Source organism: Klebsiella sp. 10982, assembly GCF_048589245.1.
Lineage (GTDB): Bacteria > Pseudomonadota > Gammaproteobacteria > Enterobacterales > Enterobacteriaceae > Klebsiella > Klebsiella quasivariicola.
The window spans coordinates 20618-46627 of the sequence record NZ_JBMAXV010000010.1 but is presented as its reverse complement, the minus strand read 5'-3'; the positions used below and the strand labels follow the sequence as shown (position 1 = coordinate 46627).

The following is a 26010-nucleotide window of genomic DNA, read 5'->3' as shown; positions in this document are numbered from 1 at the left end:
ATGGCTACGATTGACTCCATGAACAGGGACACCACCCGTTTAAGCGATGGACCCGACTGGACGTTCGAGTTACTGGAGACCTACCTGGCCGAAGTGGACCGGGTCGCCAAGCTCTATCGTCTTGACACCTACCCGCACCAGATCGAAGTCATTACTTCCGAGCAGATGATGGACGCCTACTCCAGCGTCGGCATGCCCATCAACTATCCGCACTGGTCGTTCGGCAAAAAATTTATTGAGACCGAACAGGCCTACAAGCACGGCCAACAGGGTCTGGCGTATGAGATAGTCATCAACTCCAACCCCTGTATCGCCTACCTGATGGAAGAAAATACCATCACCATGCAGGCGCTGGTGATGGCCCATGCCTGCTACGGGCATAACTCGTTCTTTAAAAATAACTATCTGTTTCGCAGCTGGACCGACGCCAGCTCGATCATCGACTACCTGATCTTCGCCCGCAAATACATTACCGAGTGCGAAGAGCGCTATGGCGTCGACGAAGTGGAGAAACTGCTCGACTCCTGCCACGCGCTGATGAACTACGGCGTCGACCGCTATAAACGTCCGCAAAAAATCTCCTTGCAGGAGGAGAAAGCGCGGCAGAAAAGCCGGGAAGAGTATCTGCAAAGCCAGGTGAATATGCTGTGGCGCACCCTGCCGAAGCGCGAGGAAGAAAAAGCGATTGAGTCCGCCCGTCGCTACCCTTCCGAACCGCAGGAGAACCTGCTGTACTTTATGGAGAAGAACGCCCCGCTGCTCGAATCGTGGCAGCGCGAGATCCTGCGCATCGTGCGTAAAGTCAGCCAGTATTTCTACCCGCAGAAACAGACCCAGGTGATGAACGAGGGGTGGGCCACCTTCTGGCACTACACCATCCTCAACCATCTCTATGATGAAGGGAAAGTGACGGAGCGCTTTATGCTGGAGTTTCTCCATAGTCACACTAACGTGGTGTTCCAGCCGCCGTACAACAGTCCGTGGTATAGCGGTATTAACCCCTACGCGCTGGGCTTCGCCATGTTCCAGGACATCAAGCGCATCTGTCAGTCGCCCACCGAAGAGGACAAGTACTGGTTCCCGGATATCGCCGGTTCTGACTGGCTGGAAACATTGCATTTCGCGATGCGTGATTTCAAGGACGAGAGCTTTATCAGCCAGTTCCTGTCGCCGAAGATCATGCGCGATTTCCGCTTCTTTACCGTGCTCGACGACGATCACAACAATTATCTCGAGATCTCGGCGATCCACAACGAAGAGGGCTATCGCGAGATCCGCAACAAGCTCTCGGCGCAGTATAACCTCAGCAATCTTGAGCCGAACATCCAGGTATGGAACGTTGACCTGCGCGGCGACCGCTCGCTGACCTTGCGCTATGTGCCACACAACCGCGTCCCGCTGGACAAAGGCCGGCGCGAAGTGCTGAAACATGTGCATCGTCTGTGGGGATTCGATGTGCTGCTGGAGCAGCAGAACGCCGACGGCAGCATTGAGCTGCTGGACCGCTGCCCGGCGCGCCCGAACGCGCTATAACATTGCGGGACGATGAAAACGACGAAGGGGGCCACTGGCCCCCTTATTGTGTTTATCGATCGCCAATATCCGGCTTAACGCATATTCATGGCTAAATCGCCGGGCAGCGATTTCTGCATCCGGTGCCAGATCTCCCCGCTGTCATGACCGTAGCGACGGACCAGCTCATACACCTGATCGTGCAGACCGCCTTCGCACACCTTCGCCAGCTGATGATAAAAGCCCAGCGCCAGGCTGCGCGCTTCCGGGCTGGAGAAATAGTGGCGGCCGATGCGGGTATACAGCCCCTTCATGCCGTTGAGGATCAGGCCGTAAATCGGGTTGCCGGAGGCGAACGCCAGACCGCGGAAAATGTTGTAATCGAGGTCGGCAAAGGCGTCGGCGTGATCTTCCACTTCCCGGGCGCTGTCCAGTACCGCCAGCGCTTTATCCGGATGCTGACGAAATGCGGTGCGGATAAAAATCGTGGAAATGTTGGTGCGCACAGAGAGCAGATTATCAATCAGCTGCGGCACGCTGTCGTGATCGAGGCGCGCCAGGGTTTCGAGGATATTCAGCCCGGAGGTTTCCCAGAAGTTGTTCACTTTGGTGGGTTTACCATGCTGAATGGTCAGCCAGCCGTCACGGGCCAGGCGCTGCAGCACTTCGCGCAGGGTGGTGCGGGTGACACCGATCAGCTCAGAAAGCTCGCGTTCAGCGGGGAGAATCGATCCAGGAGGGAAGCGGTTATTCCAGATACTCTCAATGATGTACTCTTCCGCGAAACCCGCAGGGCTCTGCGCCTTAATGACCATAGTAAGATTTCCATTACACAGCGTTACAATTGTACTCATCATACCAGAGCCGTTATAGGGCAGATAGCATGGCAAGTGAATTAAAAAGGGATCGCCGTTTCATTTTCCGCTTTTACTTTTGCTTTGCGCTTTTCCTTATCCCCACTCGCCGCTACGCGAAGAAAGTTGCTTCTCATTTTACTCAACTGGTACTCTTGCCAATAGTTACGCACAAAATCATGCACTAATTGACCGGGAAGGATTCTGTCGTGGAAATTTCTTATGGCCGAGCGCTGTGGCGCAATTTTCTTGGCCAGTCGCCGGACTGGTATAAGCTGGCATTAATCATTTTCTTAATCATAAACCCGCTGGTGTTTGCCGTGGCGCCCTTTGTCGCCGGCTGGCTGCTGGTGGTTGAGTTTATTTTTACCCTGGCCATGGCGCTGAAGTGCTACCCGCTGCTGCCGGGCGGCCTGCTGGCGCTGGAAGCGGTGCTGATCGGTATGACCAGCCCGGACCACGTGCGGGCGGAGATCGCCAACAACCTGGAAGTTCTGCTCCTGCTGATGTTCATGGTGGCGGGCATCTACTTTATGAAACAGCTGCTGCTGTTCGTGTTTACGCGCCTGCTGCTGGGGATCCGCAGTAAAATGCTGCTGTCGCTGGCCTTCTGCCTGGCGGCGGCCTTCCTCTCAGCCTTTCTCGATGCGCTGACGGTAGTCGCGGTGGTGATTAGCGTCGCCGTCGGTTTCTACGGCATCTATCACCGCGTCGCCTCGGCTCGCCCTGATGATAACGATCTGCTGGATGATAGCCATATCGACCAGCACTACCGGGAAGTGCTGGAGCAGTTCCGCGGCTTTCTGCGCAGCCTGATGATGCACGCCGGCGTCGGGACCGCGCTCGGCGGGGTCATGACCATGGTCGGCGAGCCGCAAAACCTGATTATCGCCAAAGCCGCAGGCTGGCATTTTGGCGAGTTCTTTATACGTATGTCGCCCGTGACTCTGCCGGTGCTGGTCTGCGGCCTCCTCACCTGTTTGCTGGTCGAAAAGTATCATCTGTTCGGCTATGGCGAACCGCTGCCGCCGGCGGTGCGGAAAGTGCTGCAGGACTTTGACCATCGCAGCCGCGCGCAGCGTAGCCGTCAGGAGCGTCTGCGACTGGTCGCTCAGGCGGTAATTGGCGTCTGGCTGATCCTCGCCCTCGCCTTTCATCTGGCCGAAGTTGGGCTGATTGGCCTGTCGGTAATCATCCTCGCCACCACTTTTAGCGGGGTGACCGATGAGCACGCCATTGGCAAGGCGTTCACCGAGGCGTTGCCCTTTACCGCGCTGCTGACGGTTTTCTTCTCCATTGTGGCGGTTATCATCGACCAGCAGCTGTTCACCCCGGTCATTGAGTTTGTGCTGCAGGCCTCGCCGCACGCGCAGCTGTCGCTGTTTTATCTGTTCAACGGCCTGCTGTCGTCCATTTCGGATAACGTTTTTGTCGGCACAGTCTATATTAACGAAGCGAAAGCGGCCCTCGAACACGGCGCTATCAGCCTGCCGCAGTTTGAGATGCTGGCGGTGGCAATCAATACCGGCACCAACCTGCCGTCAGTGGCCACCCCAAATGGTCAGGCGGCATTCCTGTTCCTGCTGACCTCCGCGCTGGCGCCGCTTATCCGACTCTCCTATGGCCGCATGGTGTGGATGGCCCTGCCCTACACCATCGTCCTGACGCTGGTCGGCCTGCTGTGCGTCGAGTTCACCTTGATGCCGGTCACCAACTGGCTGCTGGCGCACGGCTGGGTGACCACGCCCGTGCTGCCCTGACCCGATCCTGGCCCGGATCCATCCGGGCCATTCAATAATCCGTTACGTAATATTTTCCACCGCGCCTCTGGCGTCGGTTCGGTTTTCGTTTACACTGCCATGATTTAGCATCTTCCAGGGAAATGATTATGTTGCAATATTTAAACCAGTGCTCAAGGGGACGCGGTGCCTGGCTCCTGATGGCGTTAACCGCTTTCATTCTCGAACTCGTCGCGTTGTGGTTCCAGCACGTGATGCTGCTGCAGCCGTGTGTGCTGTGCATTTACGAACGCTGTGCCCTGTTCGGTATCATGGGCGCGGGACTGGTGGGCGCCATCGCCCCCAAAACGCCGCTGCGCTATGTCGCCATGGTAATCTGGCTGTACAGCGCAATACGCGGACTGCAGCTGGCGTGGGAACATACAATGATCCAGCTGCACCCGTCACCGTTCCAGACCTGCGATTTCGCCGCCCGCTTCCCAAGCTGGCTGCCGCTGGATAAATGGCTACCTCAGGTCTTCGTTGCCACCGGCGACTGTTCGGTGCGTCAGTGGCAGTTCCTGTCACTGGAGATGCCGCAATGGCTGGTCGGGATTTTCGCTGCTTATCTGGTGGTCGCTATCCTGGTGGTTATTGCCCAGCCTTTCAAAGCGAAAAAACGCGATCTGTTTGGCCGCTAAGCCGCGGCGAGTACCGCCCACAATGAAACGCCCTGCGGGGCGTTTTTTTATGCCTGCGACGGTGTGCTGAATCGTTTCTAGAGAGAGGTTGACGCCGCACCCTTAAAGGTGCATATTAAATACATCTTATACAGCCCCACAGGAGCTCACGATGTCATCTTTACTGATTCCCGCTGACTGGAAAGTTAAACGCTCCACACCGTTCTTTACTAAAGAGAACGTCCCTGCCGCTCTGCTGAGCCATCACAATACCGCGGCCGGCGTCTTCGGCCAGCTGTGCGTCATGGAAGGTACGGTGACCTATTATGGTTTTGCCGATGAACAGGCGACGGAGCCGGAGAAAAAAGTCGTGATTCACGCCGGGCAGTTTGCCACCAGCCCGCCGCAGTACTGGCATCGCGTGGAACTGAGCGATGACGCCCGCTTCAATATTCACTTCTGGGTGGCTGAAGAAACCGACGGTGAAAACGGGCTATTCCACGCCAGGAAAGCGTGATCCAGCGCTTACTGCGCCCTGTCAGGTAGGTTGAGGATATGGTCCTGCCAGTCGACAACAGTGGACTCGGGGACCGCAATGTGGCGAACGGAGATGCGTTCGCCATGCATTGCGGCTTTTGAGCCGGTCAACAACGGATGCCAGACTGGCAGCGGCTTACCTTCCGCCAGCAGGCGATAGGCGCACGTCGGCGGCAGCCATTCGAAGGTCGGCAGGTTTTCGCGGGTAAGCTTGATGCAGTCCGGCTCATACTCGAAGCGGCGTTCGTAGTTACGGCACTGACAGGTTTTGATATTGAGCTGACGGCAGGCGACGTTGGTGAAGTAGATCTCATCGGTATCTTCATCCATCAGCTTATGCAGGCAGCACTGGCCGCAGCCGTCACACAGCGATTCCCACTCCGCATCGGTCATTTCATCCAGTGTTTTTTGTTGCCAGAAAGGTTGTTCGCTCATCGGAGTGTCCGTCGTTGCCAGTTAAGGGTGCACCTTATAACCAGTCTGGCACGCCGATGCAAGTTTTGCCGCCCCAAAAGGCGGCAAGCAGCGCTTACAGCACGCGGGTAGTGAGCGACAGGCCGTTGAAGCCAACTTCCAGTTCGTCACCGCTGTGCAGCGGCCCCACCCCTTCCGGGGTGCCGGTGAGGATCACGTCCCCGGCTTTGAGGGTGAAGAAGCGCGACATATAGGCGATCAGCGGCACAATCTTATGGATCATGTCGGCGGTGGTTCCCTGCTGGCGCACCTCACCGTTAATTTTCAGGCTCAGTGGAGTATTCTGCGGGTCACCGTGGAACTCGGCGGCCGGGATAAAGCCGGAAATTGGACAGGCATTATCGAAACCTTTGGCTTTCTCCCACGGTTGTCCGGCTTTTTTCATTTTAGCCTGCAGGTCGCGCAGAGTGAGATCCAGCGCAACGCCATAGCCGGCAATCCCCTTCTGCACATGCTCTTCCGTTGCCTGACGCAGCGTACTGCCGATCAGCACCGCCAGCTCGACTTCGTGATGCACGGAGCCCATCCCTTCGGGAAGCACCAACGGCTGACGGAGATCGCACAGCGCGGTCTCAGGTTTAATAAACAGCACCGGCTCTTCCGGCGTCGCACTGCCCATTTCCTTGATGTGCTTCGCGTAATTACTGCCGACGCAAACCACTTTACTCACTGGATAATCCAGGAGCGCTCCCTGCCAGTTATGATGTTGGTACATTATTTTCCCTCGGTGGGTTAATCGGATTGTTTCCCCTGTTCCGCCAGGTGTTTCTTTAGTAGATTTTCAGATGGCGGGGGAAGTTGCAGGTAATAACCCTGCTCACTCAACGCCTGTTTCACTTTATCCAGGTCGGCGTTAACCAGCTTTTTACGTCCATCCAGCGGCAGCAGCATCGCCATCTGCGGCGTGCCAAAGCTGCGCATTAACTCGTCAGGAACGCGTGAGAAATCGTCCTTTTTTTCGAGGTATAAATAGGTTTGTTCACGTTTAGTACTTCGATAGATCACACAAAACATAGTTTTACTCGGAATTAGACCTGTGGTCACTTGCCTCAATATATGAGTGACTATAACATGCCTTTTAGTCTTCGGAATATCACCGCACTTCGGCGGTCGATAAACAGCAAATTGAGTAAGGCCAGGATGTCAAATACGCCAATCGAACTTAAAGGCAGTAGCTTCACGTTATCTGTCGTTCATTTGCACGATGCAAATCCCGAGGTTATTCGTCAGGCGTTAGAAGACAAAATCGCCCAGGCTCCCGCCTTTCTGCGTCATGCCCCGGTCGTGGTGAATATCGCCAGCATCGAGGAGAAGGTCGAGTGGCGCGCCGTCAACGAGGCTATCGCCGCGACCGGTTTACGCATTATGGGCGTCAGCGGATGCAAAATTCCGCGCCTGAAAACCGAAATCGACCGCGCCGGGATCCCGTTATTAACCGAAGGGAAAGAAAAAGCGCCTCGTCCGGCACCGTCCGAACCCGCCCCTCCGCCGCCAGTTGCTAGTCAGATCACAAAAACGCGTTTGATTGATCAGCCGGTACGTTCCGGTCAGCGCATTTATGCGCCACACTGTGATCTTATTGTTACAAATCATGTGAGTGCCGGTGCGGAACTTATCGCTGACGGAAATATCCATGTATATGGCATGATGCGAGGACGTGCGCTGGCTGGCGCCGGTGGCGACAGAGACGCCCAGATATTTTGTACCCACCTTGCGGCGGAGCTGGTTTCCATCGCCGGGGAATATTGGCTGAGCGATAACATCCCGGCCGAATTTTATGGCAAAGCGGCACGCCTGCGTTTAGGTGAAAGCGCTTTGGCAATTCAACCGTTAAATTAATCCCTTTTTAACAAGGAATTTCTATGGCACGCATTATTGTTGTGACTTCGGGTAAAGGGGGCGTTGGCAAGACCACCTCCAGCGCGGCCATCGCTACAGGTTTGGCCCAGAAGGGAAAGAAAACCGTCGTTATCGACTTCGACATCGGCCTGCGTAACCTCGACCTGATTATGGGCTGTGAACGTCGCGTCGTTTATGATTTCGTCAACGTCATCCAGGGTGATGCCACGTTAAACCAGGCGCTGATCAAAGATAAGCGCACGGAAAATCTCTACATTCTCCCGGCTTCCCAGACCCGGGATAAAGACGCCCTGACCCGCGAAGGCGTCGACAAAGTTCTCGAAGAACTGAAGAAAATGGAGTTCGACTTCATCGTTTGCGATTCCCCGGCAGGCATTGAAACCGGTGCGCTGATGGCGCTCTATTTTGCGGATGAAGCCATCATCACCACCAACCCGGAAGTCTCCTCCGTACGTGACTCTGACCGCATCCTCGGCATTCTCGCATCGAAATCCCGCCGCGCGGAAAATGGCGAAGAGCCGATCAAAGAGCACCTGCTGCTGACCCGTTACAATCCAGGCCGCGTCAATAAAGGCGATATGCTGAGCATGGAAGACGTGCTGGAAATTCTACGCATCAACCTGGTGGGCGTGATCCCGGAAGACCAGTCAGTTCTGCGCGCATCCAACCAGGGTGAGCCCGTGATTCTGGATGCCGCGTCGGACGCAGGCAAAGCCTATGCCGATACCGTTGAACGTCTGCTCGGAGAAGAACGCCCTTTCCGCTTCATTGAAGAAGAGAAGAAAGGATTCCTCAAACGCCTGTTCGGAGGATAAATTATGGCTTTACTCGACTTTTTTCTCTCGCGAAAAAAGAACACGGCTAATATTGCGAAAGAACGCCTGCAAATCATCGTCGCCGAGCGCCGCCGCGGAGACGCGGAACCGCATTACCTGCCGCAGTTGCGCAAAGATATCCTGGAAGTGATTTGTAAATACGTGCAGATCGACCCGGAGATGGTGAGCGTGCAGCTGGAGCAGCGGGATGGTGATATTTCCATTCTTGAGCTGAACGTGACCCTACCCGAAACGGAAGAGTCGAAACCCTGACCCTGTTGTTCCGCCCGAAAAAAAACCGGCAACGCCACGCGCCGCCGGTTTTTTATTGCCTGGAGCAGGCCGTCCGCTAACGTGGATAGTCGTTTAATAACGACGTCAGCCGCTCGGCCATCAGTTCCCCGCGCCAGCCGGAAATCAGCTCCGGCTCAGCGGCCTGGGTTTTCAGCTGCCAGTGCCAGTTCAGCAGCTGGTTGATCTGCCGACGCGAGGCCAGCAGTTCCGCGCTCACGCCCTTGTCGGCGCTCACTTCCTGCACCAGCGCTTTGATATCTTTAAAGGCTTTGCGGTAGCCCGGCATATCAATGAGGTTTTGCAGCGGGGCCGGCAGGGCCGATTCCGGCAGCGCCTGGGCTTTCTCGACCAGACTAATCAGCGTTTTGCCATGGAAGCGAATTTCGCTACCGGACAACCCGAGGCTGTCGAGCTCGCCGAGGCTAGTGGGCATATAACGCGCCACGCTCCACAGATGCTCTTCCCGCACCACAAAGTTCACCGCCAAATCGCGCTCACGCGCTTTACGCAGGCGCCACTCCGCCAGCAGCTGCAGGCATCCCAGCTGGCGGGTACGCAGCTGCCAGGCGTTGCCGATATCACGCCAGGCCTCGGCCGGTTCGACCACTTCCTGACGACGCTGCTGCATCAGACGGCACTCATCGAGCGCCGCCGACAGCCAACCCGCGCGATCGGTTTCCGCCATTAACTGGCTGGCGATCGGCAGCAGGTACCAGACGTCGGCCGCGGCATATTCGCACTGACGCTCGGTCAGCGGGCGCGCCAGCCAGTCGGTGCGGGATTCACTTTTATCCAGCGCTACCCCGGAATACTCTTCCACCATCGAAGCAAAGCCCCAGGACATCGGGCGGCCACAGAACGCCGCCAGGATCTGGGTATCGATCAGCGGCTGCGGCATCAGGTTGAACGCATTAAGGAAGACTTCTAAATCTTCACTGCCGGCATGGAGGTATTTGGTCACCTGCGGGTTGAGGAGAAGGTCGCGCATCGGCGCCCAGTCGCTAATCGTCAAGGGATCGATCAGAGAGACCTGGTTGCCGTCGAACAGCTGCAGCAGGCCCAGCTGCGGATAATAGGTGCGGGTGCGGACAAATTCTGTATCCAGAGCGACGGCGGAGGCCGTGCTTGCCGCTTCGCAGACAGCGCGCAGGCCATCGTCGGTGGTGATCATCTGATAGTTCAAAGCATACTCTCTTAACCTGCGCCCATAAAAAACGCCGGCGTAGCCGGCGTCAGGCGACTCATTCGTTACTTAGCCTTTATTGTCCACTTTAGCGCGCGCTTCGTCACGCAGTTCTCGCCGCAAAATTTTCCCGACGTTGGATTTCGGCAGTTCGTCACGAAATTCCACCAGCTTCGGCACTTTGTAGCCAGTGAGATGGCGGCGGCAGAACGTAATCAGCGCTTCTTCCGTTAACGCGGCATCTTTCTTGACCACGAAAATCTTCACCGCTTCACCGCTGCTGCCGGACGGCACGCCGATGGCCGCCACTTCCAGCACCCCGCTGTGCTGCATGACGACATCTTCGATTTCATTCGGATAGACGTTAAAGCCCGACACCAGGATCATGTCTTTTTTGCGGTCTACGATGCGCAGGAATCCCTCGTCATCCATCACCGCGATATCCCCGGTGTGCAGCCAACCGTCTTTGATAATTTCATCCGTCGCGTCAGGCCGCTGCCAGTAGCCCAGCATCACCTGCGGCCCCTTGATACAGAGCTCGCCCGGCTGCCCCGGCGCCACGTCGTTATCATCATCATCCACCAGTTTCGCTTCGGTGGAGGGCACCGGCAGACCAATGCTGCCGCTGTGGTAGTCAATATCGTGCGGGTTGACGCTGACCAGCGGCGAACACTCGGTCAGGCCGTAGCCCTCCAGCAGATATTGTCCGGTCAGTTTCACCCAGCGCTCGGCCACCGCCTGCTGCACCGGCATCCCGCCGCCGGCGGACAGGTGCAGAGAAGAGAAGTCCAGCTGCTGGAACTCTTTGTTGTTCAGCAAAGCGTTGAACAGGGTATTGACCCCGGTCATGGCGGTAAACGGATATTTCGCCAGCTCCTTCACCAGCCCGGGAATGTCGCGCGGATTAGTGATCAGCAGATTCTGCCCGCCCAGTTCGATAAACAGCAGGCAGTTCATGGTCAGGGCAAAAATGTGATACAGCGGCAGCGCAGTCACCACGAACTCTTTACCGCGATGCAACAGCGGACCGTAGGTGGCATTAACCTGCTCGAGGTTTGCCAGCATGTTGCGGTGGGTTAGCATCGCCCCTTTGGCCACGCCGGTGGTGCCACCGGTGTACTGCAGAAACGCCAGATCTTCCGCAACAATCTCCGGCTTAACGTACTGCATGCGGTAGCCATGCTGCAGCGCGCTGCGAAATGAGATGGCATCCGGAAGATGGTATTTAGGCACCAGGCGCTTGATGTACTTGACCACAAAGTTCACCAGCGTGCCTTTGGCGGTGGAGAGCTGGTCGCCCATGCGCGTCAGGATCACATGCTGGACCTGCGTTTTCGCCACCACTTTTTCCAGAGTATGGGCAAAGTTAGAAACGATAACGATCGCCGCCGCGCCGCTGTCGTTGAGCTGATGCTCCAGTTCACGCGGGGTATACAAGGGGTTGACGTTGACCACGATCATCCCGGCGCGCAGGATGCCAAACAGGGCCACCGGATACTGCAGCAGGTTAGGCATCATCAGGGCCACGCGATCGCCCTTCTGCAGCCCTAACCCCTCCTGAAGGTAAGCGGCGAAGGCCCGGCTGCGCTCCTCCAGCTTACGGTAGGTCATCACTTCACCCATATTGATAAACGCCGGTTGGTCAGCGTAGCGGGTGGTGGCATGTTCAAACAATTCAACCAGGGATTGATAGCGGTCAGGATTTATCTCCGCAGGAACATCCGCGGGATAACGGTTTAGCCAAACCTTTTTCACTGCATCACCTCTGAAATAGTTATTCGTCGTCATCACAGCCCCTGGAAAATACATTTTGTTAACATTATATTAACTCAGCGTACCAGTTTATTAATTAGGCGATGAGCAGGTTGCGAAGCGCGTCACTATTTTTTTTCTTATTCAACTGAAAACAAAGAAACAGCGGACAAGCCGCTGTTTCTTTCAACTTACAAAAACAACAAAATCATTCGGTTACAACGTTTCTCACCTCAGCAGGACCGGGGTTGTACCAGCCCCAGCCGCCATAGCCGTAACCCCAGGGGCGCGGACCCAGCATCCACGGATCGATAGGCTGCGGGGGCATTACCACCTGCTGCACCACGTTCCAACGCTTATAGCCGGTGGCGTTCATCAACATGAATTTATACGACGTTGCGCCAACTTTACCGTCTACCACGCCGGCAATCGGCCCGACGACGGTCACCAGTTGACCGCGGAAGTCCACCGGATCGAGGAAGCCATTAACATCAGCATAGATCCGCCCCCGCGATGGTTCGCCCAGTACAGGCCGCGCACCACTGTCCAGCGGCACGGTGGCGATCTCTAAACGGGTTTTCCCCTGCTGGTTCTGCACATTGACCACCTTGCCGCCAAAGCGCGCTTCCTGGCCAACGTACAGCTGCGGGGCGTTCATCACCCGCACTAAATCCTGCTGCGGCGTAGGGCTGGTGCCTTTGATGGCATCCGGCACCGATACGCAGCCGCTTAACGCAACGGCAACCGCCGCGGCCAGCAGCCAGCGAACGCCCTGTTTTTGACCCGCCATGATGCGACTCCTTTTCTCAGTCTTCTTGTTACTGAGATTCACTCGCGGCCCGGAAGTTTCTTCCACGCCACCTCGTTTCGCAAATAAACCGGCTCCGCTTTCTCCACGGCCACGGTTTTCCCCGCCGCCAGCAGGTAACAGGCTAACGGCAGCATATCTTCTGCCGCCGGCAGTTCAATTTCACCGCTGCTTAAGGTCAGTCCGCTTTCTTTCGCCAGATCCGGCCACGCCTGCCAGCCGGTGCCGACGGTGGCCCATTCGCCGGAAAGCTGCGCCAGCCGTTCGGCCACCGCGTCCGGTTTAAGTACCGCTTCGGTCTCTTCACCGTGCCAGACGCCCTGCTCGTCGCGCTGGTACTCAGCCCAGTAGACTTCGCCCATTCGCGCGTCAATCGCCGCCAGCACGCGGGTGGCGCCGGTTTTGCGCCAGGCGCCCTGCGCCATGGTGGCCAGGGTGGAAACGCCGATCATTGGCAGTTCGGCGCCGAGCGCCAGCCCCTGGGCGATACCAATGCCGATACGCACGCCGGTAAAGCTGCCCGGACCGCGGCCAAAGGCCAGCGCGTCAAGCTCGGTCAGCATGGTGCCGCTTTCAGTCAGGACCTCCTGCACCAGCGGCAGGATACGTTGGGTATGTTCGCGGGGACAAATTTCGAAATGAGCACTAAGGGTGCCATCATTCCACAGCGCCGCGGAGCAGGCCTCTGTGGCGGTATCGATAGCCAAAATTCGCATGGGTGGTCACGCTCTCGTTACATAGTTCAGGCCTTCAGGCAGCCTGTTTCCCGGCATACGGTCAACCCGCCGCCATGCCGCCCGAAGTCTATTGGGAACCGCTAATTAACAAAATGGCGCGCAGCTTAACACATTTTAGTGCGGATTACCTTGCCGGCGGTACGGCGAGAAAGCGCACCGCCCGGCGGATATCGCGGGTTCGCGGCGCCGGCGGCAGGCTCGCCAGGAACACCGCCCCGTAAGGGCGCATCACCAGCCGGTTGTCGCAGATCACCAGCACCCCACGGTCGTCAATATCTCGGATCAGGCGCCCCACCCCCTGTTTAAGGGTGATCACCGCGTCCGGGAGCTGCACTTCATCGAAGGGGTCCCCGCCGCGCAGACGGCAATCTTCCATCCGCGCTTTCAGCAGCGGATCGTCCGGCGAGGTAAAGGGTAGCTTATCGATAATCACCAGTGACAGCGCGTCGCCGCGCACGTCGACTCCCTCCCAGAAGCTGCTGGTGGCCACCAGCAGCGCATTTCCAGCGCTGACGAACTGCTGCAGCAGCTGGCCTTTGCTGGTCTCCCCCTGCAGCAGCACGGGTAGCGTCATGGTAGCGCGGAACTGCTCCGCCAGATCGCGCATCATGGCATGCGAGGTACACAGCATAAAGCAGCGACCGTCGTTGGCCTCGATCAACGGCTTGAGCATCGCCGCCAGATGCCGCGCCGCGCCGGGCTGATTCGGCAGCGGTAGGTTGCGCGGCACGCAGAGCAGCGCCTGATGCTGATAATCAAAGGGACTCGGCAGCAGCAGGGTCTGTGCCTCGTCGATCCCCAGCCGGGCAGTGAAGTGATGCAGGTCGTCGTTGACCGACAGCGTCGCCGAGGTAAAGATCCAGCTCCCCGATTTCTGCGCCATGACCTCTTTAAACTTCTCGGCCACGGTTAACGGCGTCAGCGCGAGGGTGAAGTGGCGCGAGGTACACTCATACCAGTAGCTGTAACCCGGCTGATTAATCTCTTTCAGCCGCTTTAAGCGCCCTCGGTAGAGGGTCGCGCGCTCAAAGGCGGCATCGAGCAGCGCCGAGCGCCCGAGGGAGAGTTTGGCGACGTCGTAACACAGTTCAAGAGCGTCATCGAGCAGCAGCAGCGCGCGCTGAATGTTGGTGTCCGCCAGCAGTTCGCGCAGGTTGCCACGATAGCCGGGATCGCCCAGCTGCAGGCGGAAATCCTGGGCGCTTTGCGCCAGGCGGTCGGCACATTTTTGCAGCTGCTGGGTATCCTTGAGTTCAGTGCGATAGGCAATGGTGATGTCTTTCGCCAGGTCCAGCAGCTGGCGGCTGGAGAGCGACTGGCCAAAGTACTGGCTGGCAATATCCGGCAGCTGATGGGCTTCATCGAAGATCATCACTTCCGCCTCGGGGATCAGCTCGGCAAAGCCGCTCTCTTTGACCACCATATCGGCCAGGAACAGGTGATGGTTGACCACCACCACGTCGGCGTCCATCGCTTTTTTACGCGCCTTCACCACGAAGCAGTCTTTATACAGCGGGCAGTCGCTACCGAGACAGTTATCGTTGGTGCTGGTGACCAGCGGCCAGGCCTGGGAATCTTCCGCCACGCTGGCGCAGGTGCTAATGTCGCCATCCTGGGTTTGGTTCGACCAGGAGCGCAGGAGGATCACGTCGCTGAGGGTTTGCACCGGCAGATCGCCGCCCGCCAGCGCCTGCTGCTCAAGACGTTCGAGGCACAGGTAGTTAGAGCGCCCTTTGAGCAGCGCCAGTTTACCGGTAAACTTAAGCGCTTTGGCGACGGTGGGCAGATCGCGGCTATAGAGCTGGTCCTGCAGCGCTTTCGACCCGGTGGAGATAATCACCTTTTTTTTCGCCCGCAGCGCAGGTGCCAGATAGGCATAGGTTTTACCGGTTCCGGTCCCCGCTTCCACCACCAGCGGCCGGGAGGCCTCAATCGCTTCGCTGACCGCCACCGCCATCTGGCGCTGCGGTTCGCGCGGTTTAAATCCCGGTATGGCTTTGGCTAGCTGGCCGTCTGCTGCAAAATCGTCGATCACATTGCCCCCTGGTTATTTGGACAGTGATTATGTCAGGGAGCACGGCGTTTCGCCAGTCCGGGTAGTGACGCGCGCGGCACATTATGGCAGTCTTGCCGCAGCCGAATGGAACCCTCAAGAGGAATGAGAAATGACAATTACGCGTATTGATGCTGAAGCCCGCTGGTCAGACGTGGTGATCCACAACCAGACCCTGTACTACACCGGCGTGCCGGCAAATCTCGAAGCCGACGCCTTCGAGCAGACCGCTAATACCCTCGCGCAGATTGACGCGGTACTGGAGAAACAGGGTAGCGACAAGTCGCGTATTCTTGACGCCACCATCTTCCTCGCCGACAAAAATGACTTTGCGGCGATGAATAAGGCCTGGGACGCCTGGGTAGTGGCCGGTCACGCCCCGGTGCGCTGCACGGTAGAAGCCGCGCTGATGAAACCGCAGTATAAAGTCGAGATCAAAATTATCGCCGCGGTGTAATTACTCGTCTTCGTCTTCATCTTCAAAGCGCGCGACGATCTGCTCGCCGGTATGCGTTGCGCGCAGCTCTTCCGCCACCAGGGCAATCGCCTGGCCGCTGCTCATCCCCTGGGCCATTAGCTCATGGATACGTTCGACCGCTTTTTGCTGTTGCTCGTGGCTCAGCGAAGGTAAACCTGCAAACATCTTTTACTCCTGCTACATTGTGGGGCGTAATTATTTCACGCCGTCCCCGCCTACGCCAGAGGGACGGCAACGTTCAGGATAGAGAAAGATGTTGTCCCCCGCGATTATTACCCTGCCCTGGCGCCCGGATGCGGCCGAACACTATTTTACGCCGTTAAGCGCCACGCCCTGGGCGATGCTGCTGCATTCCGGCTTTGCCGATCATCCGCATAACCGCTTTGATATCCTGGTGGCGGCCCCGCGCGCCACGCTGCTGACGCGCGGTGAACAGACCTGGGTCGATGACGGCGAAACCGTTTGTATCTCTGCGGAAGATCCGCTGCAACTGCTGCAACAGCAGTTGGATCGCTGTCAGTTAACGCCGCCGGCCGATGAAAACCTGCCGTTTCTCGGCGGCGCGCTGGGGCTATTCGGCTACGACCTGGGCCGCCGCTTTGAGCGTCTCCCTTCGCACGCGCAGGCTGATATCGCCCTGCCGGAGATGGCGGTAGGCATTTATGACTGGGCGCTGATCGTCGACCACCAGCGTCAGCAAATTTCACTGCTCAGCTATGACGACCCGCAGCAGCGCCTGCAGTGGCTGGAATCACAAACACGCCAGCCGGCTCAAACTTTCTCCCTGACCTCCAGTTGGCAGTCAAATATGAACCGCCAGCAGTACGGCGAGAAATTTCGCCAGGTACAGGCCTATCTGCAAAGCGGCGACTGCTATCAGGTCAACCTCGCTCAGCGCTTTCAGGCCAACTACGTCGGTGATGAATGGCAGGCTTTCCGCCAGCTAAACGCCGCCAACCGCGCCCCCTTTAGCGCCTTTATCCGCCTTGAGGAAGGCGCGATTTTAAGCCTGTCGCCGGAGCGCTTCATTCAGCTGCGCCAGGGCGAGATCCAGACACGCCCGATAAAAGGCACCCTGCCACGGCTCGATTCGCCGCTGGAAGATGCGCAGCAGGCTGAGAAGCTGGCAAATTCGCCGAAAGATCGCGCCGAGAATGTAATGATTGTCGATCTGATGCGCAACGACATCGGCCGCGTCGCCGTCCCGGGCAGCGTGCGAGTCCCCGAGCTGTTCGTGGTCGAGCCGTTCCCTGCGGTCCATCATCTGGTCAGTACCATCACCGCCCGCTTACCGGCAACGCTGCACGCCAGCGACCTGATGCGCGCCGCCTTTCCCGGCGGGTCGATCACCGGCGCCCCAAAGGTGCGGGCAATGGAGATTATCGATGAGCTGGAGCCCCAGCGACGCAACGCCTGGTGCGGAAGCATCGGCTACCTGAGCTATTGCGGCAATATGGATACCAGCATCACCATTCGCACCCTGACGGCCTGGCAGGGGCAGCTGTACTGCTCCGCCGGCGGCGGAATTGTGGCGGATAGCGATGAAGCGGCGGAATATCAGGAAACTTTTGATAAAGTTAATCGTATCCTGCACCAACTGGAGAATTAAACCATGGCGGACCGCGCCCTCAATCTGGATGACTTTCTGTCCCGTTTTCAGCTGTTGCGCCCGCAGCCTTCGCGCCATGCGCTTAATCAACGGCAGGCAGCGGTGCTGGTGCCGATCGTGCGTCGGCCGCAGCCCGGCCTGCTGCTGACCCAGCGTTCGCCGCTGCTGCGCAAGCACGCCGGCCAGGTCGCCTTTCCCGGCGGCGCGGTAGATAACACGGACGCGACGCTTATCGCAGCTGCCCTGCGCGAAGCCCAGGAAGAAGTTGCGATCCCGCCGGATGCAGTCGAGGTGATTGGCGTCCTGCCGCCGGTAGACAGCGTCACCGGTTTTCAGGTGACGCCGGTGGTGGGCATTATTCCCCCGGATCTGCACTACCACGCCAGCCAGGACGAAGTCGCCGCAGTATTTGAAATGCCGCTGGCCGAAGCCCTGCGCCTGGGGCGCTACCATCCGCTGGATATTCACCGCCGCGGCAATGACCACCGCGTCTGGCTCTCCTGGTACCAGCATTATTTTGTCTGGGGAATGACCGCCGGGATCATTCGCGAGCTGGCGCTGCAGATAGGCGCGCGACCTTAGCTATACTGATTATGAGAGGGCGCTCTCACTATTAGTAAAATCGCGGTTATCCATTAGTTTAATTCATGTGAATAGTTGAACTGACAGGGCGCTTCCCTCTTACACTATGCGCAGTTATTACATCGTTACCGCACCCGCGGTAACCCTGTCAGGAGTATTATCGTGATTAGTCTATTCGACATGTTCAAGGTGGGGATTGGTCCCTCATCTTCCCACACTGTTGGCCCGATGAAGGCCGGTAAACAGTTCGTCGATGACCTGGTCGAAAAAGGATTGCTTAATGCAGTGACCCGCGTGGCGGTTGACGTCTACGGTTCGCTGTCATTAACCGGCAAAGGCCACCATACGGACATCGCCATTATCATGGGACTGGCGGGCAATCAGCCCGATACGGTCGATATTGACGGCATCCCGGCATTTATCCGCGACGTCGAGGCGCGCGGTCGGCTGCTGCTGGCCAACGGGCAGCACGAAGTCGATTTCCCGGCCGATGACGGCATGCGTTTTCGCAGCGACAACCTGCCGCTGCACGAAAACGGCATGACCATTCATGCCTGGGCCGGCGAGAAAGAGATCTACTGCAAGACCTATTACTCAATTGGCGGCGGCTTTATCGTTGACGAAGAGCACTTCGGCAAAGAAGACGCCAACGAATTGCAGGTGCCCTACCCGTTTAAATCGGCGCAGGAAATGCTGGCCTACTGCAAAGAGACCGGCCTGTCGCTCTCCGGGATGGTGATGCAGAACGAACTGGCGCTGCACAGCAAAAAAGAGATCGAGGATTATTTCGCTAACGTCTGGCAAACCATGCGCGCCTGTATCGACCGCGGCATGAATACCGAAGGCGTGCTGCCTGGCCCGCTGCGCGTGCCGCGTCGCGCCTCGGCCCTGCGTCGCCTGCTGGTGGCCAGCGATAAGCTCTCCAGCGATCCGATGAACGTCGTTGACTGGGTCAACATGTTCGCGCTGGCGGTCAATGAAGAGAACGCTGCCGGCGGTCGCGTGGTGACCGCGCCGACCAACGGCGCCTGCGGCATCGTTCCGGCGGTACTCGCCTATTACGATCATTTTATCGAATCTGTCAGCCCGGAAATTTATATCCGCTACTTTATGGCCTGCGGAGCGATCGGTGCGCTGTATAAGATGAATGCGTCCATTTCCGGAGCCGAAGTCGGCTGTCAGGGCGAAGTCGGCGTCGCCTGCTCGATGGCGGCGGCGGGCCTGGCCGAACTGCTCGGCGCCAGCCCGGAACAGGTTTGCGTGGCGGCGGAGATCGGCATGGAACATAATCTCGGTCTGACCTGCGACCCGGTCGCCGGCCAGGTGCAGGTGCCATGCATTGAACGTAACGCCATCGCCTCCGTCAAGGCAATCAACGCCGCGCGAATGGCGATGCGCCGTACCAGCGAACCGCGCGTCTCGCTCGACAAAGTGATCGAGACCATGTACGAAACCGGTAAAGACATGAACGCCAAGTACCGCGAAACCTCCCGCGGCGGCCTGGCGATTAAAGTTCAGTGTGACTAAACTGTTCGTCCCCCCCTGCGCCCGCAAAGCGCGCAGGGGGATAACCCTGGTGACTGAAATCTCCCTGATGCGCCTTCAACGGCGCATTTTCTTTTTTCTATACCTGGCGATATTCTGCCACTACAATTGCTCTATTAAATAAGCCACGCTTAACCACTCGTCCTGTCGACAGGGTGTCGCACATGCAGACTGCACAAAAAGTCATTACGGCCTATCGTCGCAAACGCATTATTGTCTGCCTGTTGGTAGCGCTGATAACCCTCGGCGCTACCTTAGCCATTCGATTTATTTCACAGCGTAGCGTAAATGAAGATGCTATTCGTACCGCCGCCAGCCAGCGGGTTACGGCGCTGGATAATATTCTGCGCCCGCTAAGCGTGGAGCGGGAGACGCTGTTGTCGCTGGTCGATAAACCCTGCATGGATATTCATCTGACGCTGCGCAAAATGGCAGCCTCGCTACAAACTGTTCGTTCCATCGCCCTGGTGTCGTCGGGCACGATCTACTGTTCAAGTATCTTTGGCCAGCGGCAGGCGAATTTACACCAGCTGCAGCCCGCGCTGCCGGCGCATCATCCTCTGCTGCTCTTTTCAACGGACAATTCGCTGCTTAAAGGCACACCGGTGCTAATTCAGTGGTATCCAGCCTCGGAGAGCGGCCTGGATGGTGTGATGTTGATGTTCAATATCGAGCTGCTGGGAACCTTAATTCTTAATGAAAAATCGGCCCTGATCAGCGACGTCAGCCTGCAGGTTGGCGACCGTTATTTTAGCAGCAGCCATGGGCTTCTTGATAAAGCGCATGCTCCGCAGGGAACGGTGATTTATCGCCAGCGCTCGACGGAGTTTCCTTTTACCGTCAACATCAACGGCCCCGGCGCCACGGCCATCGCTCTTGAAGAGCTGCCCGGTGAGCTGCCGCTGGCGCTGATCTTCAGCCTGTTAATGACCGGTATCGCCTGGCTGGCCACCGCGGGCAGAATGAGTTTCTCGCGGGAAATAAGCCTTGGCATTTCGGCCAGGGAGTTTGCCCTCTGGTGCCAGCCGCTGCAGGATGCGCGCAGCGGACGCTGCTGCGGGGTTGAGATCCTGCTGCGCTGGAACAACCCCCGCCGCGGCGAGATTTCGCCCGAGGTATTTATTCCCATCGCCGAAGGGGACAATCTGATTATTCCCCTCACCCGCTATGTGATCGCCGAAACCGCCCGCCGCCTGGACGCCTTCCCCAGCGAGCCGCATTTTCATATCGCGATTAATGTCGCTGCCCGTCACTTTGCACACGGTTTGCTGCTGCATGACCTGCACAATTACTGGTTTAGCGTCAATCCGGTACAACAGCTGGTGGTTGAACTCACCGAACGTGATGTCCTGCAGGATGGCGACCAGCACATGGCCGAACATTTGCATTTAAAAGGGGTCCAGCTGGCGATAGATGATTTTGGCACCGGTAACAGCTCGCTCTCGTGGCTGGAAAAACTGCGGCCGGACGTGCTGAAGATCGACCGCTCGTTTACCAGTTCCGTCGGGATAGACAGCGTCAATGCCACGGTGACGGATATTATTATAGCCCTCGCCGACCGTCTGAATATCGTTACCGTGGCCGAAGGGGTGGAGACGCTGGAGCAGGAAAGCTATCTCCGGGGCCACGGCGTCGATGTGCTGCAGGGATTTTATTATGCCCGGCCGATGCCGATAGAGGCGTTTCCGGCGTGGCTGGCAGACAGAGAGGGGCAGAAAAGCGAGGGGGGAGAATAGCTCGCCGGCCACAGGGGCCGACGAGCAGGGCAATTACTCTTCTTCGTCGCTCAGCGGACGGGTGACCACCGCGCGGACCAGGTCGACCCGGTAATCATTCGCTTCCACCACGGTAAACTGCAGCGGCGGTAGCGACACGGTGTCGCCAATGCGCGGGATATGGCCATTGACGGCGATCACCAACCCGGCCACCGTGGCAATATCCTCATCTTCATTGACCAGCGCATCCAGTCCAAGCGCCTGCTGCAGCGCATGCAAGTCGGTCGAGCCTTTGATCAGCCAGCCATCGCCGTCAATGACGATCTCCGGCGTCTCATCGGCATCCGGGAATTCACCGGCGATGGCTTCCAGGACGTCCAGCGGCGTCACCAGCCCCTGTACCATGCCAAACTCGTTGGTCACGATGACAAAGCTGCCGCGCGCGCGGCGCAGAACGCCGAGCAGATTGATCGGGTCCAGCGTTTCCGGGACGACAATCGCCGGGGAGGCAGAGGCCAGCGCCGCAACGTTTTCTCCCGCCTCAAGGGCCACCAGCAACTCTTTCGCCCGCACGATACCGATGATTTCATCCAGCTCTCCGCGGCAGACCGGGAACAGACTGTGCGGCGACGACAGCAGCTGACGACGAATTTCGTCATCACTCTGTTCGGCGTCGACCCAGCTGATTTCACCGCGCGGGGTCATAATACCGCGCAGGGAGCGCTGGGCCAGCGTCAGCACGCCGTTAATCATGTAACGTTCTTCTTCGGCAAACGCCCCTTCCGGCACCGGTATGGCTGCCGGGCTGTCGGCGTCATGGCTGACGGAGGTCTGTTTCCGGCCGCCCATCAGGCGCAGGATCGCATCCGCGGTACGGGCACGCAGCGGCAGCGTCGACTGATGTCGGACAAAGTTGCGTCGCGCCACCTGGTTAAAGAACTCGATGATGATCGAGAAACCGATCGCCGCGTACAGATACCCTTTCGGAATATGGAAGCCAAACCCTTCCGCCACTAGGCTCAGGCCGATCATCAACAGGAAGCTCAGACAGAGCACCACCACCGTCGGGTGCTGGTTGACAAAGCGCGTCAATGGCTTCGACGCCAGCAGCATCATGATCATGGCGATCACCACCGCCGCCATCATCACCGGCAGATGGTTAACCATCCCGACCGCCGTGATCACCGCATCCAGAGAGAAGACGGCGTCCAGCACCACGATCTGCAGCACCACCACCCAGAAACTGGCATACCCTTTACCGTGACCGCTATCGTGCTGGCGGTTTTCCAGCCGCTCATGCAGTTCAGTCGTCGCCTTAAACAGCAAGAAGATCCCGCCGAGCAGCATGATAAGGTCGCGCCCGGAAAAGGAGAAATCAGCGATAGTAATCAGCGGCTTCGTCAGGGTCACCATCCAGGAGATCACCGACAGCAGCCCCAGGCGCATCACCAGCGCCAGCGAAAGGCCGATCAGTCGCGCTTTATCGCGCTGCTTCGGCGGCAGTTTGTCCGCCAGGATGGCAATAAACACCAGGTTGTCGATACCGAGCACAATCTCCAGAACGATAAGCGTCAACAGGCCAGCCCAGATTGAGGGATCCATTAACAATTCCATGTACGACTCCGGTTAGCGGCAAGCTGAGTCATCGCCATGTCATGCATGGGCGCGACAATAGGTGCTGAGAGAAAAGCGTGATGCGTGGAGGTGGCAACCAGGTGCCAGAAAGTGAAAAGACGTCGATGACGGTCCATACTGCGGGCTATGCCCTATACTCCTGAGTAATTAAACGGAAGTTAAACATAGCAAAATATAGATCGAAATTGGAAAAAATTTACCTGAATTTGCAATAACTAAGGCTATTTTTTGCGCTGCAAAATTATTACCAGGCGATGCCTGATTAACGGATCTTCATCACATTAATTATTTTTTCACTGTCTAAAATAATTCGCGGTAGTAACTATTTTCTATCTTACACCCTAACTGAATCGATTTTGTCCTCAAGAGTGATTCAGGATGTATCAAAGCAGATGATGCATTCACGATAATAAAGGAGGTAGCAAGTGACGATTGCTATTGTAATAGGCACACATGGTTGGGCTGCAGAACAGCTGCTGAAAACAGCAGAGATGCTGTTGGGCGAGCAGGAAAACGTTGGCTGGATCGATTTCGTTCCGGGTGAAAACGCCGAAACGCTGATCGAGAAATACAATGCCCAGTTGGCAAAACTGGATACCAGTAAAGGCGTGCTATTTCTCGTCGATACATGGGGAGGCAGCCCGTTCAACGCTGCGAGCCGCATTGTCGTCGATAAAGAGCATTACGAAGTCATCGCCGGGGTTAACATCCCAATGCTGGTGGAAACCTTCATGGCCCGTGATGACGATCCTTCCTTCGATGAACTGGTCGCCTTAGCGGTAGAAACCGGCAGCGAAGGTGTGAAGGCGCTGAAGGCCAAACCGGTGGAGAAAGCGGCTCCCGCGCCCGCTGCGGCTGCCGCACCAAAAGCCGCCGTTCCAGCTAAACCGATGGGCCCGAACGACTACATGGTCATTGGCCTCGCGCGTATTGACGACCGTCTGATCCATGGTCAGGTCGCCACCCGCTGGACCAAAGAAACCAACGTTACCCGCATCATCGTCGTCAGCGACGAAGTCGCCGCGGATACCGTGCGCAAAACCCTGCTGACCCAGGTTGCGCCGCCGGGCGTCACCGCCCACGTGGTCGACGTCGCCAAAATGATCCGCGTCTACAACAACCCGAAGTACGCCGGTCAGCGCGTCATGCTGCTGTTTACTAACCCGACCGACGTTGAGCGTATCGTCGAGGGCGGCGTGAAAATCACCAGCGTCAACATCGGCGGTATGGCGTTCCGCCAGGGGAAAACCCAGGTTAACAACGCGATTTCCGTCGATGCCAAAGATATTGAGGCGTTTAAAAAGCTGAACGCACGCGGTATCGAGCTGGAGGCACGTAAAGTGTCCACCGACCCGAAACTGAAAATGATGGATCTGATCGCCAAGGTTGATAAATAACCTGCCGGTCGCGCCCCAGTTTTCACTTTAAGACTTAATCAACAGGAGAAGTACAATGGAGATTACCCTTCTTCAGATTGTGCTGGTGTTCATCGTCGCGTGTATTGCGGGTATGGAGTCGGTACTTGATGAATTTCAGTTCCACCGACCTCTGGTCGCCTGTACGCTGATTGGCGCCGTTCTCGGCGATATGAAAACCGGTATTATCATCGGCGGTACGCTGGAAATGATCGCTTTGGGCTGGATGAACATCGGTGCGGCGGTCGCCCCTGATGCCGCGCTGGCGTCCATTATTTCCACCGTTCTGGTTATTGCCGGCCATCAGAGCATCGGTGCCGGTATCGCGCTGGCTATCCCGCTGGCCGCAGCCGGCCAGGTACTGACCATCATCGTTCGTACCATCACCGTTGCCTTCCAGCACGCGGCGGATAAAGCGGCAGAGAATGGCAACCTGACCGCCCTGTCGTGGCTGCACGTCTCGTCCCTGTTCCTGCAGGCGATGCGTATCGCTATCCCGGCCGTCATCGTGGCGATCTCCGTCGGTACCAGCGAAGTCCAGGGCCTGCTGAACGCGATCCCTGAAGTAGTCACCAGCGGTCTGAACATCGCCGGCGGCATGATCGTGGTTGTCGGTTATGCGATGGTTATCAACATGATGCGCGCAGGCTACCTGATGCCGTTCTTCTACCTCGGCTTCGTCACCGCCGCTTTCACCAACTTCAACCTGGTTGCGCTGGGTGTGATTGGTGCGGTTATGGCTGTCCTCTACATCCAGCTGAGCCCGAAATATAACCGCGTCGCGGGTGCCCCGGCTCAGGCGGCTGGCAACAACGATCTCGATAACGAACTGGACTAACAGGTGAGCGAAATGGTTGATATGACTAAAAATACCACCGAGAAAAAACTCACTCAGAGTGATATTCGTGGCGTGTTCATTCGTTCTAACCTGTTCCAGGGTTCATGGAACTTCGAACGTATGCAGGCGCTGGGCTTCTGCTTCTCCATGGTTCCGGCTATTCGCCGTCTGTACCCTGAGAACAACGATGCGCGTAAGCAGGCGATTAAACGTCACCTTGAGTTCTTCAACACCCACCCTTACGTTGCCGCTCCGGTACTGGGCGTCACGCTGGCGATGGAAGAGCAGCGCGCCAATGGCGCAGAAATTGACGATGGCGCCATCAACGGTATCAAAGTCGGCTTGATGGGGCCGCTGGCCGGCGTCGGCGACCCGATCTTCTGGGGTACCGTACGTCCCGTGTTCGCCGCTTTAGGCGCCGGGATCGCAATGAGCGGTAGCCTGCTCGGTCCTCTGCTGTTCTTTATCCTGTTCAACGCCGTGCGCCTGCTGACCCGTTACTACGGCGTCGCCTACGGTTACCGCAAAGGCGTCGACATCGTTAAAGATATGGGCGGCGGCTTCCTGCAGAAACTGACTGAGGGGGCATCTATCCTCGGCCTGTTTGTCATGGGGGCACTGGTTAACAAGTGGACGCACGTGAACATTCCGATGGTGGTGTCAAAAATCACCGGCTCTGATGGACAGGTTCACGTCACCACCGTGCAGACTATCCTCGACCAGCTGATGCCGGGCCTGGTGCCGCTGCTGCTGACCTTCGCCTGTATGTGGCTGCTGCGTAAGAAAGTTAACCCGCTGTGGATCATCGTTGGCTTCTTCGTCATCGGTATCGCCGGTTACGCGGTCGGCCTGCTGGGTCTGTAATTTTCGAGCTGTACGCCGGGGGCTTGCCCCCGGCTTTTTTTTATCAGGAGAA

General features: G+C 57.5%; 26 protein-coding genes. 15 read left to right on the top strand and 11 right to left on the bottom strand.

Annotated features, from left to right (window positions below):
* Positions 1-1533 carry a SpoVR family protein gene (locus ACKLKD_RS10880; protein WP_004203310.1) on the top strand — a complete coding sequence of 511 codons (1533 nt, stop codon included), beginning with the start codon at positions 1-3 and terminating at the stop codon, positions 1531-1533.
* A gap of 74 nt (positions 1534-1607) precedes the next feature.
* Here the strand turns inward: ACKLKD_RS10880 and fadR are convergent, their stop codons facing one another.
* Positions 1608-2327, bottom strand: a complete 720-nt coding sequence (gene fadR, locus ACKLKD_RS10875; protein WP_012541278.1) for a fatty acid metabolism transcriptional regulator FadR — start codon at positions 2325-2327, stop codon at positions 1608-1610.
* Between the two features lie 248 nt (positions 2328-2575).
* Here fadR and nhaB point away from each other — a divergent pair, with 248 nt between their 5' ends.
* The 3 genes from nhaB to ACKLKD_RS10860 all read left to right on the top strand — a co-directional run bounded on the left by nhaB (position 2576) and on the right by ACKLKD_RS10860 (position 5281).
* Positions 2576-4126 (top strand): sodium/proton antiporter NhaB, encoded by a 1551-nt coding sequence (gene nhaB / locus ACKLKD_RS10870; RefSeq protein ID WP_025711048.1) that lies wholly within the window; start codon positions 2576-2578, stop codon positions 4124-4126.
* 128 nt (positions 4127-4254) lie between these two features.
* Complete coding sequence (gene dsbB, locus ACKLKD_RS10865; RefSeq protein WP_025711049.1) at positions 4255-4785, top strand: disulfide bond formation protein DsbB; 531 nt, start codon at positions 4255-4257, stop codon at positions 4783-4785.
* A 151-nt stretch (positions 4786-4936) separates the two neighbouring features.
* Positions 4937-5281 carry a DUF1971 domain-containing protein gene (locus ACKLKD_RS10860; RefSeq protein WP_025711050.1) on the top strand — a complete coding sequence of 115 codons (345 nt, stop codon included), beginning with the start codon at positions 4937-4939 and terminating at the stop codon, positions 5279-5281.
* Positions 5282-5289: 8 nt separating this feature from the next.
* On the opposite strand, the gene ACKLKD_RS10855 is transcribed toward ACKLKD_RS10860, so the two are convergent.
* The 3 genes from ACKLKD_RS10855 to ACKLKD_RS10845 all read right to left on the bottom strand — a co-directional run bounded on the left by ACKLKD_RS10855 (position 5290) and on the right by ACKLKD_RS10845 (position 6789).
* The gene (locus tag ACKLKD_RS10855; RefSeq protein ID WP_025711051.1) at positions 5290-5736 is read right to left on the bottom strand and encodes a YcgN family cysteine cluster protein; all 447 of its coding nucleotides are present in this window, start codon (positions 5734-5736) and stop codon (positions 5290-5292) included.
* 94 nt (positions 5737-5830) lie between these two features.
* Entirely contained in the window at positions 5831-6490 is a 660-nt protein-coding gene (locus ACKLKD_RS10850) for a fumarylacetoacetate hydrolase family protein (protein WP_025711052.1), read from the bottom strand.
* Positions 6491-6507: 17 nt separating this feature from the next.
* Positions 6508-6789 (bottom strand): YcgL domain-containing protein, encoded by a 282-nt coding sequence (locus ACKLKD_RS10845; protein ID WP_025711053.1) that lies wholly within the window; start codon positions 6787-6789, stop codon positions 6508-6510.
* Positions 6790-6915: 126 nt separating this feature from the next.
* Between ACKLKD_RS10845 and minC the strand changes: the two genes are divergently transcribed.
* From minC to minE, 3 genes are read left to right on the top strand one after another with little or no spacing between them, the layout of a single operon-like run.
* The gene (gene minC, locus ACKLKD_RS10840; protein ID WP_025711054.1) at positions 6916-7614 is read left to right on the top strand and encodes a septum site-determining protein MinC; all 699 of its coding nucleotides are present in this window, start codon (positions 6916-6918) and stop codon (positions 7612-7614) included.
* Positions 7615-7637: 23 nt separating this feature from the next.
* Entirely contained in the window at positions 7638-8450 is an 813-nt protein-coding gene (gene minD / locus ACKLKD_RS10835; RefSeq protein ID WP_002910900.1) for a septum site-determining protein MinD, read from the top strand.
* A gap of 3 nt (positions 8451-8453) precedes the next feature.
* Complete coding sequence (gene minE, locus ACKLKD_RS10830) at positions 8454-8723, top strand: cell division topological specificity factor MinE (protein ID WP_004103270.1); 270 nt, start codon at positions 8454-8456, stop codon at positions 8721-8723.
* Positions 8724-8799: 76 nt separating this feature from the next.
* Here minE and rnd read toward each other — a convergent pair whose 3' ends face one another.
* From rnd to ACKLKD_RS10805, 5 genes are all read right to left on the bottom strand, one after another.
* The gene (rnd, locus tag ACKLKD_RS10825; protein WP_165931859.1) at positions 8800-9915 is read right to left on the bottom strand and encodes a ribonuclease D; all 1116 of its coding nucleotides are present in this window, start codon (positions 9913-9915) and stop codon (positions 8800-8802) included.
* Between the two features lie 81 nt (positions 9916-9996).
* Positions 9997-11682, bottom strand: coding sequence for a long-chain-fatty-acid--CoA ligase FadD (gene fadD / locus ACKLKD_RS10820; protein WP_025711056.1), 1686 nt, complete (start codon positions 11680-11682; stop codon positions 9997-9999).
* A 205-nt stretch (positions 11683-11887) separates the two neighbouring features.
* Entirely contained in the window at positions 11888-12469 is a 582-nt protein-coding gene (locus ACKLKD_RS10815) for a Slp family lipoprotein (RefSeq protein ID WP_025711057.1), read from the bottom strand.
* Between the two features lie 38 nt (positions 12470-12507).
* Positions 12508-13203 carry a tRNA (adenosine(37)-N6)-threonylcarbamoyltransferase complex dimerization subunit type 1 TsaB gene (gene tsaB / locus ACKLKD_RS10810; protein WP_025711058.1) on the bottom strand — a complete coding sequence of 232 codons (696 nt, stop codon included), beginning with the start codon at positions 13201-13203 and terminating at the stop codon, positions 12508-12510.
* A gap of 145 nt (positions 13204-13348) precedes the next feature.
* Positions 13349-15259, bottom strand: coding sequence for an ATP-dependent DNA helicase (locus tag ACKLKD_RS10805; RefSeq protein WP_025711059.1), 1911 nt, complete (start codon positions 15257-15259; stop codon positions 13349-13351).
* A 130-nt stretch (positions 15260-15389) separates the two neighbouring features.
* On the opposite strand from ACKLKD_RS10805, the gene ACKLKD_RS10800 reads away from it, so the two are divergent.
* Positions 15390-15734 (top strand): RidA family protein, encoded by a 345-nt coding sequence (locus ACKLKD_RS10800; protein ID WP_080896671.1) that lies wholly within the window; start codon positions 15390-15392, stop codon positions 15732-15734.
* Here the strand turns inward: ACKLKD_RS10800 and ACKLKD_RS10795 are convergent, their stop codons facing one another.
* Positions 15735-15920, bottom strand: a complete 186-nt coding sequence (locus ACKLKD_RS10795) for a YoaH family protein (RefSeq protein WP_025711061.1) — start codon at positions 15918-15920, stop codon at positions 15735-15737.
* 88 nt (positions 15921-16008) lie between these two features.
* Here ACKLKD_RS10795 and pabB point away from each other — a divergent pair, with 88 nt between their 5' ends.
* The 4 genes from pabB to ACKLKD_RS10775 all read left to right on the top strand — a co-directional run bounded on the left by pabB (position 16009) and on the right by ACKLKD_RS10775 (position 21227).
* Positions 16009-17364: an aminodeoxychorismate synthase component 1 gene (pabB, locus tag ACKLKD_RS10790; protein WP_080896670.1), complete on the top strand. Its 1356-nt coding sequence runs from the start codon at positions 16009-16011 to the stop codon at positions 17362-17364.
* Positions 17365-17367: 3 nt separating this feature from the next.
* Complete coding sequence (locus tag ACKLKD_RS10785; RefSeq protein WP_025711063.1) at positions 17368-17946, top strand: CoA pyrophosphatase; 579 nt, start codon at positions 17368-17370, stop codon at positions 17944-17946.
* 162 nt (positions 17947-18108) lie between these two features.
* Entirely contained in the window at positions 18109-19473 is a 1365-nt protein-coding gene (gene sdaA, locus ACKLKD_RS10780; protein WP_025711064.1) for an L-serine ammonia-lyase, read from the top strand.
* A gap of 182 nt (positions 19474-19655) precedes the next feature.
* The gene (locus ACKLKD_RS10775; protein WP_080896669.1) at positions 19656-21227 is read left to right on the top strand and encodes an EAL domain-containing protein; all 1572 of its coding nucleotides are present in this window, start codon (positions 19656-19658) and stop codon (positions 21225-21227) included.
* A 33-nt stretch (positions 21228-21260) separates the two neighbouring features.
* Here the strand turns inward: ACKLKD_RS10775 and yoaE are convergent, their stop codons facing one another.
* Positions 21261-22820 (bottom strand): CNNM family cation transport protein YoaE, encoded by a 1560-nt coding sequence (gene yoaE / locus ACKLKD_RS10770; protein ID WP_008804290.1) that lies wholly within the window; start codon positions 22818-22820, stop codon positions 21261-21263.
* Between the two features lie 446 nt (positions 22821-23266).
* Here yoaE and manX point away from each other — a divergent pair, with 446 nt between their 5' ends.
* Genes manX through ACKLKD_RS10755 form a run of 3 tightly spaced genes read left to right on the top strand, consistent with a single transcriptional unit; the run spans position 23267 to position 25958 of the window.
* Positions 23267-24238 (top strand): PTS mannose transporter subunit IIAB, encoded by a 972-nt coding sequence (gene manX / locus ACKLKD_RS10765; RefSeq protein ID WP_080896668.1) that lies wholly within the window; start codon positions 23267-23269, stop codon positions 24236-24238.
* Positions 24239-24293: 55 nt separating this feature from the next.
* Positions 24294-25094 (top strand): PTS mannose/fructose/sorbose transporter subunit IIC, encoded by an 801-nt coding sequence (locus ACKLKD_RS10760; RefSeq protein WP_080896667.1) that lies wholly within the window; start codon positions 24294-24296, stop codon positions 25092-25094.
* Positions 25095-25106: 12 nt separating this feature from the next.
* On the top strand, positions 25107-25958 hold the full coding sequence (locus tag ACKLKD_RS10755; protein WP_004145526.1) for a PTS mannose transporter subunit IID: 852 nt from the start codon (positions 25107-25109) through the stop codon (positions 25956-25958).
* Positions 25959-26010 lie beyond the last annotated feature (52 nt).

Excerpts from the sequence above, each read along its gene's own strand:
- ACKLKD_RS10880 (WP_004203310.1), top strand. The coding sequence starts at position 1 with ATGGCTACGATTGACTCCATGAACAGGGACACCACCCGTTTAAGCGAT.
- fadR (WP_012541278.1), bottom strand. The coding sequence starts at position 2,327 with ATGGTCATTAAGGCGCAGAGCCCTGCGGGTTTCGCGGAAGAGTACATC.
- dsbB (WP_025711049.1), top strand. The coding sequence starts at position 4,255 with ATGTTGCAATATTTAAACCAGTGCTCAAGGGGACGCGGTGCCTGGCTC.
- ACKLKD_RS10860 (WP_025711050.1), top strand. The coding sequence starts at position 4,937 with ATGTCATCTTTACTGATTCCCGCTGACTGGAAAGTTAAACGCTCCACA.
- ACKLKD_RS10855 (WP_025711051.1), bottom strand. The coding sequence starts at position 5,736 with ATGAGCGAACAACCTTTCTGGCAACAAAAAACACTGGATGAAATGACC.
- ACKLKD_RS10850 (WP_025711052.1), bottom strand. The coding sequence starts at position 6,490 with ATGTACCAACATCATAACTGGCAGGGAGCGCTCCTGGATTATCCAGTG.
- ACKLKD_RS10845 (WP_025711053.1), bottom strand. The coding sequence starts at position 6,789 with ATGTTTTGTGTGATCTATCGAAGTACTAAACGTGAACAAACCTATTTA.
- minC (WP_025711054.1), top strand. The coding sequence starts at position 6,916 with ATGTCAAATACGCCAATCGAACTTAAAGGCAGTAGCTTCACGTTATCT.
- minD (WP_002910900.1), top strand. The coding sequence starts at position 7,638 with ATGGCACGCATTATTGTTGTGACTTCGGGTAAAGGGGGCGTTGGCAAG.
- minE (WP_004103270.1), top strand. The coding sequence starts at position 8,454 with ATGGCTTTACTCGACTTTTTTCTCTCGCGAAAAAAGAACACGGCTAAT.
- rnd (WP_165931859.1), bottom strand. The coding sequence starts at position 9,915 with ATGATCACCACCGACGATGGCCTGCGCGCTGTCTGCGAAGCGGCAAGC.
- ACKLKD_RS10815 (WP_025711057.1), bottom strand. The coding sequence starts at position 12,469 with ATGGCGGGTCAAAAACAGGGCGTTCGCTGGCTGCTGGCCGCGGCGGTT.
- tsaB (WP_025711058.1), bottom strand. The coding sequence starts at position 13,203 with ATGCGAATTTTGGCTATCGATACCGCCACAGAGGCCTGCTCCGCGGCG.
- ACKLKD_RS10800 (WP_080896671.1), top strand. The coding sequence starts at position 15,390 with ATGACAATTACGCGTATTGATGCTGAAGCCCGCTGGTCAGACGTGGTG.
- ACKLKD_RS10795 (WP_025711061.1), bottom strand. The coding sequence starts at position 15,920 with ATGTTTGCAGGTTTACCTTCGCTGAGCCACGAGCAACAGCAAAAAGCG.
- pabB (WP_080896670.1), top strand. The coding sequence starts at position 16,009 with ATGTTGTCCCCCGCGATTATTACCCTGCCCTGGCGCCCGGATGCGGCC.
- ACKLKD_RS10785 (WP_025711063.1), top strand. The coding sequence starts at position 17,368 with ATGGCGGACCGCGCCCTCAATCTGGATGACTTTCTGTCCCGTTTTCAG.
- ACKLKD_RS10775 (WP_080896669.1), top strand. The coding sequence starts at position 19,656 with ATGCAGACTGCACAAAAAGTCATTACGGCCTATCGTCGCAAACGCATT.
- yoaE (WP_008804290.1), bottom strand. The coding sequence starts at position 22,820 with ATGGAATTGTTAATGGATCCCTCAATCTGGGCTGGCCTGTTGACGCTT.
- ACKLKD_RS10760 (WP_080896667.1), top strand. The coding sequence starts at position 24,294 with ATGGAGATTACCCTTCTTCAGATTGTGCTGGTGTTCATCGTCGCGTGT.
- ACKLKD_RS10755 (WP_004145526.1), top strand. The coding sequence starts at position 25,107 with ATGGTTGATATGACTAAAAATACCACCGAGAAAAAACTCACTCAGAGT.